This is a genomic window from Nonomuraea polychroma (genome assembly GCF_004011505.1).
GTDB classification, from domain to species: domain Bacteria; phylum Actinomycetota; class Actinomycetes; order Streptosporangiales; family Streptosporangiaceae; genus Nonomuraea; species Nonomuraea polychroma.
The window spans coordinates 3,180,169-3,193,317 of the sequence record NZ_SAUN01000001.1 but is presented as its reverse complement, the minus strand read 5'-3'; the positions used below and the strand labels follow the sequence as shown (position 1 = coordinate 3,193,317).

10 protein-coding genes are annotated in these 13,149 nt (G+C 72.1%); 5 read left to right on the top strand and 5 right to left on the bottom strand.

Going from position 1 to position 13,149, the window contains the following annotated elements; all coding sequences use genetic code 11:
- Positions 1-38 precede the first annotated feature (38 nt).
- Complete coding sequence (locus EDD27_RS14210) at positions 39-2,219, bottom strand: hypothetical protein (protein WP_127932860.1); 2,181 nt, start codon at positions 2,217-2,219, stop codon at positions 39-41.
- Between the two features lie 230 nt (positions 2,220-2,449).
- Between EDD27_RS14210 and EDD27_RS14205 the strand changes: the two genes are divergently transcribed.
- Both EDD27_RS14205 and EDD27_RS14200 read left to right on the top strand, forming a co-directional pair.
- A complete protein-coding gene (locus EDD27_RS14205) occupies positions 2,450-3,142 on the top strand; it encodes a hypothetical protein (protein WP_206641396.1) in 693 nt (230 codons plus the stop codon).
- 238 nt (positions 3,143-3,380) lie between these two features.
- Entirely contained in the window at positions 3,381-4,103 is a 723-nt protein-coding gene (locus EDD27_RS14200) for a VIT1/CCC1 transporter family protein (protein WP_127932859.1), read from the top strand.
- 137 nt (positions 4,104-4,240) lie between these two features.
- Here the strand turns inward: EDD27_RS14200 and EDD27_RS14195 are convergent, their stop codons facing one another.
- From EDD27_RS14195 to EDD27_RS14180, 4 genes are all read right to left on the bottom strand, one after another.
- The gene (locus tag EDD27_RS14195) at positions 4,241-4,879 is read right to left on the bottom strand and encodes a LysE family translocator (protein WP_127932858.1); all 639 of its coding nucleotides are present in this window, start codon (positions 4,877-4,879) and stop codon (positions 4,241-4,243) included.
- A 35-nt stretch (positions 4,880-4,914) separates the two neighbouring features.
- Positions 4,915-5,268: a spore germination protein GerW family protein gene (locus EDD27_RS14190; protein WP_127932857.1), complete on the bottom strand. Its 354-nt coding sequence runs from the start codon at positions 5,266-5,268 to the stop codon at positions 4,915-4,917.
- Positions 5,269-5,574: 306 nt separating this feature from the next.
- Positions 5,575-7,206, bottom strand: coding sequence for a glucose-6-phosphate isomerase (gene pgi / locus EDD27_RS14185; RefSeq protein ID WP_127932856.1), 1,632 nt, complete (start codon positions 7,204-7,206; stop codon positions 5,575-5,577).
- Positions 7,207-7,305: 99 nt separating this feature from the next.
- Entirely contained in the window at positions 7,306-9,012 is a 1,707-nt protein-coding gene (locus tag EDD27_RS14180) for an IlvD/Edd family dehydratase (protein WP_127932855.1), read from the bottom strand.
- A 62-nt stretch (positions 9,013-9,074) separates the two neighbouring features.
- On the opposite strand from EDD27_RS14180, the gene EDD27_RS14175 reads away from it, so the two are divergent.
- The 3 genes from EDD27_RS14175 to EDD27_RS54165 are packed head-to-tail and all read left to right on the top strand — an operon-like array spanning position 9,075 to position 13,105.
- The gene (locus tag EDD27_RS14175; RefSeq protein WP_127932854.1) at positions 9,075-11,378 is read left to right on the top strand and encodes a phosphoketolase family protein; all 2,304 of its coding nucleotides are present in this window, start codon (positions 9,075-9,077) and stop codon (positions 11,376-11,378) included.
- Positions 11,354-12,529, top strand: a complete 1,176-nt coding sequence (locus EDD27_RS14170) for an acetate/propionate family kinase (protein WP_127940685.1) — start codon at positions 11,354-11,356, stop codon at positions 12,527-12,529. Before EDD27_RS14175 ends, EDD27_RS14170 begins: the two co-directional genes overlap by 25 nt.
- Before the next feature lie 30 nt (positions 12,530-12,559).
- Positions 12,560-13,105 (top strand): hypothetical protein, encoded by a 546-nt coding sequence (locus EDD27_RS54165; RefSeq protein ID WP_164903609.1) that lies wholly within the window; start codon positions 12,560-12,562, stop codon positions 13,103-13,105.
- Positions 13,106-13,149: the final 44 nt, after the last annotated feature.

Here is a 13,149-nt window from a genome sequence, read left to right as displayed (position 1 = left end):
ATAACTTTCAAGACTTCAGAGTGAACTAAAAGATAATTTCAGCGTTTGACCCTGGTCAGCCGGTCGAGCGCCGCGTCGTAAGCCGGGTCGAGCCAGTAGTCGCTGTGCCGGAGCGCCTCGGGCAGCGGCTGCCCGGGCTGGGGACGGGGCGGATCCCAGCAGAACCGGTCCACGCCGTCATCGCCGCAGGGTCCTTCGCCGAGGGGGTCTACGCGCCGGAACACGGGCCCGCCGATGGGGTCGCTGAGCCGGTAGAGGTTGTGCCAGCGCACCGTGTCCCGTACGGCGGCGAGCGCCGGGGTGCCGAAGTAGGCGGGGAAGAAGGCGGCGTACAGGCGGCGCAGCGGCGACCCGTGGGTAAGCAGGCCGACCCGCCGCCGCAGCTCGGGATCGAGTTGCAGCACGAGGGCGGCGGCGATGACGCTGCCCTGGCTGTGCCCGGAGAGGATCACCTGGTCCCGGCCGGTCCTGGCGAGCCTGCCGACGCGGTCGATCAGCTCGGGGACGACGCGCTCGGTGTAGCAGGGCGGGCCGAGCGGGTGGACGGCGCGGGGCCAGAAGGTGGACACGTCCCAGAGGATCCCGATCGTCCTGCGCAGGCGGGGGTCGGTGTAGGTGCGGCGGCCGAGCAGCACGAGACCGGCGATGACCGCGGCCAGGGCCCAGCTTCCCGTCCCGGCCAGCAGCCCGGCGAGCCCGCCGGCCGGGGCGAGCACGTGAAAATGGTGGATCACGGCCACCGCGCCGAACCCGGCCACGCCGGCGCCGGTGAGGACCGCCGGCACGAGGCCGGCGCGGTCGGTGAGCGCGGCCAGCGCCCACATGCCCGCGACCGTGCCGCTGTGACGCTGGCCGTAGTGGTGCGCCAGCCGCGGCGCGAGCCTGCTCGTCTCGGCCTGATGGATCAGGCGGAGGACGACGGCGACGGCGAGAAGCCCGAGCAGCAAGAGGGGGACCAGGGCGGCGGTCCACCAGAGGGGGTCGTCGAGCACGATCCCGCGGTCCGGCCCGCCGAGGTACGTGGCGGTCCAGAACAGCAGGCCGAGCCCCAGCACGTTCGCGGCACCGGCGGCGATCATCAGCGCGAACCAGCCGGCCAGGCCGCCCAGCGCCGGCCGCTCGGCCGGGGATCCCATGCGCGCCAGCACGAAGCAGGCAAGGAGGATGAACAACCCGGCCCCGGTCATGAGCGTGAACTGGAACGCTCCAAGCTCGGCGCCGGGCAGCCGCCGCCCGGGCGCGCCGGCGCCCAGACCGGCCAGGGCCAGCACGATCGTGGCCGCGAAGACCAGCGGCGCGGCCACCCCCAGGCCGCGGCAGGCGTACGTGAGCCACGACGGGACCCGCTCACCGGGATCCAGCCGCCTCGCGATCCACGGCAGCAGCACCAGCACCGCGGCCGCGACCTGGACGGCGGCGTTGGCCACGGTCAGCGCCAGCCCTTGCGGAGTGCCCGCGAACGGCGCGGACACGGCCAGCCCGATCGACGCGATCGCGTAGGCGACGTGCACGACCCGCAGCCGCCACACCGGCGCGCCCCCGTGCCACAACCGCGGCCGCGCCAACGGCAGGCCGGTACGCGGCACGCCGCCGGGCGGGATGGGGGTGCGCTCGTCGCGTTCCCAGGTCCGCCGGCCGAGCCACCACAGCAGCACGACGACCAGCAGCGGCGCCAGCGCGGTGACGGCCAGCCGCCTGGACGGCTCCTCCCCCCACAGCGCGCCCAGCCAGTGCAGCCAGCCCGGCGTCGCGTCGCGGGTGCACCGCCCGCCCGCGGCGGTGCACTGCCAGCCGACCAGGTCGACCGCCGCCCTGGTGACGGCGCCGACCAGCGTGCCGGTGAGCAGCAGCGCGAACAGCCGCTGGGCCGCCTCGGTGAGGTGCCGCAGCCGGGCGCCGCGCGGGGGCCTGGGGAGCATGAAGTAGGACAGGTTCGCCAGCGAGAACGGCAGCAGGGGCAACCACAGCGCGACGGTCCGTCCGCCGGAGGTGAGGCCGCCCCACGCGTACGCCTCGCGGCGGCGCTCCTCCGGCACGTCCGCGTCGCCCCCGGACGGCCGGCCGCCCGGCCACCACCGGCGGTGGAACCCGGTGACGCCGTCGCCCGCGACCCGCCGGGGGTGGGGGTGGTTGAGCGTGCCCTCCGGCGGCGTGCCGGCGACGCCGTGCACCCGCAACTCGGTCACGCCCCCGCAGGTCTCATCGAGGAAGCCGTCCACGTCATCAGGATCTCGCGACCCCTCTCGTCACGTACTGCGATTGCTCGATTACCCGACAGTTCGTGTGCGTGTGCGCCGTCAAAGAAGCGGCAAGGCGAGGGACACGTTTCCGGGAGCCGATCCCGGGCAGGCGGATGGACGTTCATGACGAAGCCGCACCATCTCTGGCGTTGTCGCGCACGACGGCGCAGACTGGAAAGACGGCGATCGCGTGGAGCAGTGGAGCATCCGTGGACAATCACCTTGATCACCTGCCGGTCCTGTCCCGCGGCAGACACCGCAACCCGAAACGCGGTGCCTGTTTCATGGAGCTGGCCTCCTACCTGGCCGGCGAGCGGTGGAGCGACCATCCGGCCTGCACGCATCCGTTGCTGGCCGCACTCGCCCGTCTCGTCAACGACAACGTCAGCGACGAGAGCCGCGCCAAGCTGGTCGGGCTCGTACCGTCGATCATCGGGCTGGCCAGCGACGACCTGCGCGTGGACGCGCGGATCGCGCTGCGCTGCGCCACGACGGCGCTGCCGGTGGCAGCGGCCGAGCGCCAGCTCGCGCTGGCCGTGTCGGTGCTCGCGGCGGAAGAGATGCTGGCCAGGCTCGACGGCGCCCCGTCCGGCCGGCTGAGCGAGGAGAGCCGCCGCGCGATGGAGGAAGTGCCGCAGGCGGCCGAGCAGGCCCGGCGCTTCAGCCGCGCGGCCCGGATCACGGAGAAGGGATTCCGCAGGTACGCCGCGCCGAACGCGGTGCAGCTGTCGGTGGTGGGCATCGTCCAGGCCTGCATCCCGGACCCGGACGCGCTGCTGCGGCGGCTGCTGGAAGAGACGATCACGGACTGCGACGCCTTGATCCGCGGCTCCCGGACCGAGGTCCCCGAGGCGGAGACGGTGGAGCCGGTCGCCCAGGCTCCGGCCCCCGCCCACACCTGACCGGCCCACCGACGTTCCCCCGCGGCACCGCCCGCGGGGGTTCTCGTGTGCACCCGTCCGGAGGGGTTCGCGTGCGCACATACCGCGTGGCCTGGACGCGCACATGTCCGCGCACGTAGCGTGACGAAACGCTCATCGAGACAGCCTTTCCCCAGGTCAGGCAAGCCTCTCCTTCGTTGCGGATCTTGTCGGCATATGCCTAAATTTGGGACAAGGCACCCGAAAGCGGAGGAGTTACATGACCGTCGAGCTGGCCCGGCCGTACTCGCCCGAGCAGCACCACAGCCACCGTGACGTCACCGGAGGCTGGTTGCGCCCGGCGGTGTTCGGTGCCATGGACGGGCTCGTGTCGAACTTCGCGCTGATCGCCGGGGTCGTGGGCGCGGCGGGCGCCGGGCGGGCCGCCGTGCTGGCCGGGTTCGCCGGGCTGGCCGCCGGGGCGTTCTCCATGGCGGCCGGCGAGTACACGTCGGTGAAGTCCCAGACGGAGCTGATGCGGGCGGAGATCGCCGTGGAGCGGCGCGAACTGGCCCGCAACCCGGACGGCGAGCGGGCGGAGCTGGCCGCGCTCTACCGGGCGCGCGGCCTCGACGCCGACCTGGCGCGGCGGGTCGCCGAAGGGCTGTCGGTCGATCCCGAGCAGGCGCTGCGCGTGCACGTCCGCGAGGAACTCGGCGTCGACCCGGACGATCTGCCCTCGCCGTACGTGGCCGCCGCCTCGTCGTTCTGCGCGTTCGCGACCGGGGCGCTGGTGCCCCTGGCGCCGTTCCTGTTCGGGGCGTCCGGCATGGTGCTGGCCGTGGTGCTGAGCGTGCTGGGGTTGTTCGGGTTCGGCGCGGCGGTGGCGGTGATGACCGCGCGGCCGTGGTGGCTGGGCGGCCTGCGGCAACTGGCGCTCGGAGTGGGCGCCGCCACCGTGACGTTCGGCCTGGGGCACCTGCTCGGCGTCACGATGTCCTAGCGCCTGGACACCTGCGCGTCATCACGGCGTCCTAGGCCTGGGACATCCGCGCGGCATCACGGTGTCCTAGCGGCCGCAGGCGGCTGGGGCCGCGACCTGACTGCGTGGCCCCGCCGCCCAGGGACGGCAGACCCGGCCTACGGCCGGCCGGCCGCCGCGAGCTTGACGCCGAGGCCGATGAGCGCCACCCCGGTCAGCCCGTCCACGGCCCTGCGCACGGCCGGCCTGGCGAACGCTTTGCGCAGCGTGCCCACGATGGCGGCCACCACCAGGAACCACGTGACCGTCCCGCCCAGCGCGATCAGCGAGAGCACGAGCGTGTCGGCCAGGGACGCGCCACCGCCGACGAACTGCGGCACGAGGGCGACGAAGAACAGCGCCGCCTTGGGGTTGAGCACGTTGGTGAGCAGCCCCTCGGCGAACGCCGCCCACGGGCTGCGCCGCCCGGGATCGGCCGCCACGTCCGGCCGCGGCTCCTCGCCTCTGCGCAAGGCCGAACGCAGCGCCTTGACCCCGAGATACAGCAGGTAGGCCGCGCCGACCACCTTGACCACGGTGAACGCCGCGGCCGAGGCGGCCAGCAGCGCCGCGACGCCGGTCGCCGCGGCCACGACCCAGGCGAAGACGCCCATGGAGATCCCGAGCGCGGCGGCCATGCCGTAGCCGCGCCCGGAGACGGCTGAGCGCCGTACGACCACCGCGAAGTCCGGACCGGGCGACATGGCCCCGAGCAACACGACACCACCGAAAGCCACGATCTGCGTCATAGAGGTCATGGCGTACACCCTATGAGCCGGACGGCCGCACCCGATCAGCGCCTGCGGCGGCGCTTCTTGAAGATCGCGCGCAGGGTCAGCAGCAGCACCACCGCGACGACCTGACCACCCAGGACGATGCGGTTGACGTCCACAGCCGGCCGCCACACGGCGTCGCCGTCCTTGAGCACGTACACCCCCGCGGGCGTGGCCCCGAAGCCGAACCCCACGCCGCTGCCCCCGCTCTCCTCGCCTTTCTCGCCCTTGCCCTCTCCCTGCCCGCCGCCGCCTCCTTGGGCGACCTTGGCGACGGGGATGACGACGACGTCGCCGTGCTGGATCGGCTCACCGAAGACGCGCTTGACGGTCGCGGCGTCCTTCGACCGCTCCACCAGTTCCATGATGTCCATGGCGCCATCGTCACCCCCGATCGGGCAGCGCACCACCTCCCAGGCGTCCCGATCCGCCCCGGCACCGCAGGCCCCAACGCACCATGCCATGCGACGGACGCTCTGCCCGGCACCACTTGCCCCAAGGCGTGGCGTGACGCCGCCGATGCCCCGTGGCACGCCGGCTGCCCTCACGCCAAGGGACACACCTCCACCGCCGGCAGCGGGAACCGGCGCACCTTATGCGACGCCATGGCGCGTCCGGACGCCATGGCGCGTCCGGAGGCCGGGGGCCTCCGGGGTGCGGTCCGGTGCCCGGCGGTGTTGTCAGGCGCGGCGGCCGCGGAGTTCGCGATATCTGCGGACCAGGCGTGCCGTCGAGGGGTCGGGGAAGGTCGTGGGCGGCTCTTGCGAGGTGAGGGCCGGAGCGAGGTCGAGGGCCATCTTCTTGCCCAGCTCCACCCCCCACTGGTCGAAGGAGTCCACTCCCCAGATCGTGCCCTCGACGAACACGATGTGCTCGTAGAGGGCGACGAGCTGGCCGAGTGTGGACGGGGTCAGCTTGGGGACGAGGATCGTGGAGGAGGGGCGGTTGCCGGGCATCACCTTGTGGGGCACGATCGCGGTCGCGGTGCCCTCGGCGGAGATCTCCTCGGAGGTCTTGCCGAACGCCAGTGCCGACGTCTGGGCGAGCAGGTTGGCGGTGAGCTGGTCGTGCATGCCCTCGCGGTCGTCAAAGGGCTCGGCGAAGCCGATGAAGTCGGCGGGGACGAGGCGGGTGCCCTGGTGGAGGAGCTGGTAGAAGGCGTGCTGACCGTTGGTGCCCGGCTCGCCCCAGAAGATCTCGCCGGTGTTGACCGTGACCGGGGCGCCGTCGGCGCGCACGGACTTGCCGTTGGACTCCATGGTGAGCTGCTGCAGGTAGGCGGGGAAGCGGTGCAGCCGCTGGCTGTAGGGCAGGACGGCGCGGGTCTCGGCGCCGAAGAAGTCGTTGTACCAGACCCCGAGCAGGCCCATCAGCACCGGCATGTTGGCGTTGAACGGCGCGGTGCGGAAGTGCTCGTCGATGGCGTGGAAGCCGGCGAGCATCTCGCGGAAACGCTCGGGCCCGATGGCGATCATCAGCGACAGGCCGATGGCGCCGTCGTAGGAGTAGCGGCCGCCGACCCAGTCCCAGAAGCCGAACATGTTGTCGGTGTCGATGCCGAACTCGGCCACCTTCTCGGCGTTGGTGGAGACGGCCACGAAGTGCTTGGACACCGCCTCGTCGCCGAGCGCCTCGACCAGCCAGCGGCGCGCGACCCTGGCGTTGGTCAGGGTCTCCAGCGTGGTGAAGGTCTTGGAGCTGACCACGAACAGCGTCGTCTCGGGGTCGAGGTCGCGCAGGTTGCCGGTGATGTCGGCCGGGTCGATGTTGGAGACGAACCGGGCCCCGATGCCGGCGTCGGCGTAGTCGCGCAGCGCCTCGTATGCCATCGCCGGGCCGAGGTCGGAGCCGCCGATGCCGATGTTGACGACGGTCTCGATCGGCTTGCCGGTGGCGCCCTTCCACTCCTTGGACCTCACGCGGTCGGAGAAGGCGCTCATCTTGTCGAGCACGGCGTGCACGTCGGCCGTGACGTCCTGCCCGTCCACGATCCGCTCGGCCTCCCGCGGGGCGCGCAGCGCGACGTGCAGCACGGCGCGGTCCTCGCTGACATTGATGTGCTCGCCGGAGAACATGGCGGTGATCCGGTCGCGCAGGCCCGCCCGCTCGGCCAGGGACAGCAGCAGGTCGATGGTCTCCTGGGTGGCGCGGTGCTTGGCGTAGTCGAGGTAGAGGTCGCCGGCGGTCACCGTCATGCGCTCGGCGCGGCCGGGGTCCTCCGCGAACAGCTCACGCAGGGTCCTGCCCCCCAGGTCCTCCTGGTGCTTGGTCAGAGCCGCCCACTCCTGGCTCTGGGTGATATCGCCGTTCACGCTTCCTCCTCGCGTTGCCAAGCCGACTGATCCATGGTCCCGTAACCCCGTACCCATGGCGGTTGATTCCGCGCACGGCGGAGCGGAGTCTTTAGGAGCTCAGTGAGATTCGCGGCCCACGGCGTCGCCGCTGGAGCCGATGAGGAAGTCCAGGTCGGCGCCGCGGTCGGCCTGGGTGACGTGGTCGGCGTAGAGGCGTTCCCAGCCGCGGGCGGGCTCGGCGTGCCCGGTCACGACCGGCGGCCTGGCGTGCAGCTCGGCGTCGGGGATGTCGACGTCCAGGCGCCGCGCGGCCACGTCGAGGACGATCGGGTCGCCGGTGCGCACCTTCGCCAGCGGGCCGCCCGCGGCGGCCTCGGGCGCGGTGTGCAGGACGACCGTGCCGTACGCGGTGCCGCTCATGCGGGCGTCGCTGATGCGCACCATGTCGCGGACGCCCTTGGCCAGCAGCTTCTGCGGCAGCGGCAGGTTGCCGACCTCCGGCATGCCGGGGTAGCCCTTGGGCCCGCAGCCGCGCAGCACCAGCACGGACGTCTCGTCCACGTCCAGGTCGGGTGAGTCGAGGCGGGCGTAGACGTCCTCGACGCTGTCGAAGACGACGGCCCGGCCGCGGTGCCGCAGCAGCTCGGGCGAGGCGGCGGCGGGCTTGATGACGGCGCCGCGGGGCGCGAGGTTGCCGCGCAGGACGGCGATGCCGGCGTCGGGCAGGATCGGGTCGCTGCGCCGCCGGATGACGCTCTCGTCCCAGATCTCCGCGCCGGCCAGGTGGTCGGCCAGCGGGCGGCCGGTGACGGTGAGCGCGGACGGGTCGAGCAGGTCTTCGACCTCCTTCAGCACGGCGGCCAGGCCGCCCGCCCTGAACAGGTCGTCCATGAGGTGCCGCCCGGCCGGCTGGAGGTCGACGAGCAGCGGCACCCCGGAGCCGGTGCGGTCGAAGTCGTCCAGGGTGAGGTCCACGCCGAGCCGGCCGGCGATGGCCAGCAGGTGCACGACGGCGTTGGTCGAGCCGCCGACGGCGGCCAGCGTCACGATGGCGTTGAGGAACGAGCCCCTGGTCATGACCTGGCTCGGGCGGCGGCCCTGCTTGACGAGGTCCACGGCGAGGCGGCCGCTCTCGTGGGAACGTTCGAGCAGGCGGCTGTCGGGGGCGGGGGTGCCGGCGGTGCCGGGCAGCGTCATGCCGAGCGCCTCGGCCATGCAGGCCATCGTGGAGGCGGTGCCCATGGTGTTGCAGTGGCCGCGGCTGCGGATCATGGACGATTCGGACTCGAGGAACGCCTCGCGGGAGAGCGTCCCGGCGCGTACCTCCTCGCTGAGCCGCCACACGTCGGTGCCGCAGCCGAGCGGCGTACCGCGGAAGTGCCCGGTCAGCATGGGGCCGCCGGGGACCACGACGGCGGGCAGGTCGACGGAGGCGGCGGCCATGAGCAGCGACGGGATGGTCTTGTCGCAGCCGCCGAGCAGCACCACGCCGTCGATGGGGTTGGCGCGCAACATCTCCTCGGTGGCCATGGCGGCCAGGTTGCGCCAGAGCATCGCGGTGGGGCGCACGTTCGTCTCGCCGAGCGAGACGACGGGCAGGTTGAGCGGTACGCCGCCGGCCTCCCACACGCCGTGCATGACGCTCTGCGCCACCTCGTTGAGGTGCGAGTTGCAAGGGGTGAGGTCGGAGGCGGTGTTGGCGATCGCGATGTGCGGCCGGTCGCCCTCGAACGCCTCACGCGGCAGCCCGCGCCGCATCCACGCCCGATGGATGTAGGAGTTCCGATCGTTTCCTGAATACCACCGCGAACTCCGCAAATCCATGTTCGGCACCTTATCGACCTTTAGGGGGATTCAGCACGGTCTGTGGAGGAAGCAGCAGGGGCATGGACCATATAGACGCGTACTGGCGGGCGGCCAACTACCTGTCCGTCGGGCAGATCTACCTGCTGGACAATCCGCTGCTCGCCGAGCCGCTGCGCCCGGAGCACATCAAGCCGCGCCTGCTCGGCCACTGGGGCACCACGCCGGGGCTGAACTTCTGCTTCGCCCATCTCAACCGGGTGATCAAGGATCGGGACCAGGACATGATCTACATCTGCGGTCCCGGGCACGGTGGTCCCGCGGCCGTGGCCCACGCGTGGCTGGAGGGGTCGTACTCGGAGCGCTATCCGGACATCTCCCAGGACGTCGAGGGGATGCGGCGGTTGTTCCGGCAGTTCTCCTTCCCCGGGGGCGTGCCGAGCCACGTCGCGCCGGAGACTCCGGGCTCGATCCACGAGGGCGGCGAGCTGGGTTACTCGCTCGCCCACGCCTACGGCGCCGCGTTCGACAACCCGGACCTGGTGGTGGCGTGCATCATCGGGGACGGCGAGGCCGAGACCGGCCCGCTGGCCGCGAGCTGGCACTCCAACAAGTTCGTGGACCGCCGCCGCGACGGCATCGTGCTGCCGATCCTGCACCTCAACGGCTACAAGATCGCCAATCCGACCGTGCTCGCCCGCATCCCCGAGCAGGACCTCCTCAAGCTCATGGAGGGGTACGGCTACCGCCCTCACCTGGTCGGCCCCGACCATCAGGAGATGGCCGGCACCTTGGACGCCGCGTTCGACCAGATGGCCGCCTACAAGAGCGGCGACGACGACCGGCTGCCGATGATCGTCCTGCGCACGCCGAAGGGCTGGACGGGGCCGCGCGAGGTGGACGGCAAGCCCGTCGAGGGAACGTGGCGCGCGCACCAGGTGCCGCTGGCCAAGGTCCGCGAGAACCCGGCCCACCTGGCCATGCTCGAGGAGTGGATGCGCTCGTACCGCCCCGAGGAGCTGTTCGACAGCGGTGGCCGGCCGAACCAGGGCATTCTCGGCACGGTGCCGCGGGGCACGCACAGGATGAGCGCGAACCCGCACGCCAACGGCGGCGAGCTGCTGGAGCCGCTGCGGCTGCCGGACTTCCACAGGTACGCGATCGAGGTCAAGTCGCCCGCCACGCAGTCGAGCGAGCCGACCCGCGTGCTCGGCGAGTTCCTGCGCGACGTGATCGCGGCCAACCCGCGCACGTTCCGGCTGATGGGTCCCGACGAGACGGCCTCCAACCGGCTGCAGGCCGTGTTCGAGACGACGGACCGGGCGTGGAACGCCGAACTGCTGCCGACCGACGAGAACCTCGGCTCGGGCGGCCGCGTGATGGAGGTGCTGTCCGAGCACCTGTGCCAGGGCTGGCTGGAGGGTTACCTGCTGACCGGCAGGCACGGGCTGTTCAACTGCTACGAGGCGTTCATCCACATCGTGGACGCCATGTTCAACCAGCACGCCAAGTGGCTGGAGTCGTCGCAGAAGATCTCGTGGCGGCGGCCGGTGGCGTCGCTGACGTACCTGCTGTCGTCGCACGTGTGGCGGCAGGACCACAACGGCTTCAGCCACCAGGACCCGGGGTTCCTGGACGTTGTCGTGAACAAGAAGGCGTCCGTGGTCCGGGTCTACCTGCCGCCGGACGCCAACACGCTGCTGTCGGTGAGCGACCACTGCCTGCGCTCCCGCGACTACGTCAACGTGATCGTGGCGGGCAAGCAGCCGGTGCTGGACCTGTTCACGATGGAGGAGGCCGTCGCGCACAACACGCGCGGCCTCGGCATCCTGCCCTGGGCCTCCACCGACGAGGGCGTGGAGCCGGACGTGGTGCTGGCCTGCGCGGGCGACGTGCCCACCATGGAGACGCTGGCCGCCGCCGCGCTCATCCGCGAGCACCTGCCCGAGCTGAAGGTCCGGGTCATCAACGTGGTCGACCTGATGCGGCTGCAGCCGCAGTCGGAGCATCCGCACGGCATGCCGGACGCCGAGTTCGACACGCTGTTCACGACGGACAAGCCGATCATCTTCAACTTCCACGGCTATCCGTCACTCATCCACCAGCTCGCCTACCGCCGGCACGGGCACGGCCATCTGCACGTGCGCGGATACAAGGAGGAGGGCACCACGACGACGCCGTTCGACATGGCCATGCTCAACGACATCGATCGTTACCACCTGGTCATGGACGTCATCGACCGCGTCCCCGGCCTCGGCTCCAAGGCCGCGCATCTGCGGCAGCGGATGAGCGACGCCCGGCTGCGCGCCCGCGCGTACACCCGTGAGTTGGGCGAGGACCCCGTGGAGATCAGCTCGTGGACATGGCCGGCCGCATTCTCGTCCTGAACACCGGCTCCTCGTCGATCAAGTACGAGCTGGTGGACGTCCGCACCCGGGACCGGCCGGCCAGAGGGCTGGTGGAACGCATCGGCGAGGCCGGCCCGGGGCGGCTCACGCACCGGGCCGGTGACGGGCCGCCGTACGTGCGTGAGCGGCCGTTTCCCGGGCACGGCGAGGGGCTGGACGCCATGATGGAGGCGTTCGCCGCGGCGGGGCCCGAACTGGCGCCCGTCGCGGTCGGGCACCGTGTCGTGCACGGCGGGACCCGGTTCACCGAGGCCGTGCTGATCGACGACGGGGTGATCGCGGCGATCGAGGAGCTGGCCCCGCTCGCGCCCCTGCACAATCCGGTCAACCTCACCGGGATCAGGGTCGCGCGCAAGGCGTTCCCCGGGGTGCCGCAGGTGGCCGTGTTCGACACGGCGTTCCACCGCACGCTGCCGCCGGAGGCGTACACGTATGCCGTGCCGCGCGAGTGGGGGGTGCGGCGCTTCGGCTTCCACGGCACCTCCTGCGCGTACGTCTCCCGCCGCGCCGCCGCCATCCTCGGCCGTGACCTGGCGGAACTCGACCTGATCGTGCTGCACCTGGGCAACGGCGCGAGCGCCACCGCCATCTCCGGCGGTCGCAGCGTCGACACCTCCATGGGCATGACGCCGCTGGAGGGGCTGGTCATGGGCACCCGCTCCGGCGACGTCGACCCGGCGCTCGCCGGCTACCTGGCCCGGGTGGACGGGCTCGACGCCCAGCAGATCGAGCAGGCGCTCAGCCGCCACGGCGGCCTGCTCGCGCTGACCGGGACCGGCGACATGCGCGAGGTACGCGGCCGGGACGACGAGGCGGCCAGGCTGGCGCTGGAGATCTACACCCGGCGGATCCGCAAGTACGTCGGCGCCTACTACGCGCTGCTCGGCAGGGTGGACGCGATCGTGTTCACCGGCGGGGTGGGCGAGCACGACGCCGCCACGCGTGCCGCGTCCCTGGCGGGGCTCGCCCGGCTCGGCATCACCGTGGACCCGGCGCTCAACCAGGCCGATGCGGACGGCGAACGGGCCGTCTCGCCGGCGGGGGCGGAGGTGCCCGTGCTGGTCGTCCCGACCGACGAGGAATGGGAGATCGCCCGCCAGGCCCTCTCCCTCATCGCCGGATCGCCCTGAGCGGAGGGCGACCGTGGGAAGATGGGGGCCGTGTCCTCCGCGTCATCGGCGCTGCGGTTGTCGAGGGCCGTCGTGTTCGCGACGGTCTGCGGCGCCGTGTCGGCCGGCGGGCACGCGCTGGCGGGCGGCGGGCTGGTGCCGTTCGAGGTCTACCTGGCCGGCGTGCTGGCGGTGCTCGCGTCGGCGTACCTGATCAATGGCCACGAGCGCGGGCCGGCGGCCGTGCTGGCCGCGACCGTAGGCGCGCAGACGGTGCTGCACCAGTTGTTCGAGCGGCTCGCCCCCGTCGCGGGTGGCGAGGCCCCGCACGGGCATCCGGCGCCCGGCATGACGCTGGTCCACCTCACCGTCGCGGCGTTGACGGCGTGGTGGCTGCATCGGGGCGAGCGCGCCCTGTGGCTCATGATCCGCCTGTATGGAACGCCGCTCCCGCTCATCCGGCTGCTCGTCACCGTCCCGGCCGCCTGCCCCATGCCGGCGGGGCGGCCGGTGAGCACTCCAGAGATCCCCACGTGTGCGGGGAGAACCGTTTCCCGCGCGGTCAGCAGGCGAGGCCCGCCCGGGCGCTTCAGCTGAAGCACGTCCCGGCGCGTCGGCTCTTCGGCGCGTGTCCTTGCCCG

What these genes read in the sequence shown, in the direction of transcription:
- EDD27_RS14200 (WP_127932859.1), top strand. Translation starts at nt 3,381, where the DNA reads ATGACCGTCGAGCTGGCCCGGCCGTACTCGCCCGAGCAGCACCACAGC.
- EDD27_RS14195 (WP_127932858.1), bottom strand. Translation starts at nt 4,879, where the DNA reads ATGACCTCTATGACGCAGATCGTGGCTTTCGGTGGTGTCGTGTTGCTC.
- EDD27_RS14190 (WP_127932857.1), bottom strand. Translation starts at nt 5,268, where the DNA reads ATGGACATCATGGAACTGGTGGAGCGGTCGAAGGACGCCGCGACCGTC.
- EDD27_RS14180 (WP_127932855.1), bottom strand. Translation starts at nt 9,012, where the DNA reads ATGGATTTGCGGAGTTCGCGGTGGTATTCAGGAAACGATCGGAACTCC.
- EDD27_RS14175 (WP_127932854.1), top strand. Translation starts at nt 9,075, where the DNA reads ATGGACCATATAGACGCGTACTGGCGGGCGGCCAACTACCTGTCCGTC.
- EDD27_RS14170 (WP_127940685.1), top strand. Translation starts at nt 11,354, where the DNA reads ATGGCCGGCCGCATTCTCGTCCTGAACACCGGCTCCTCGTCGATCAAG.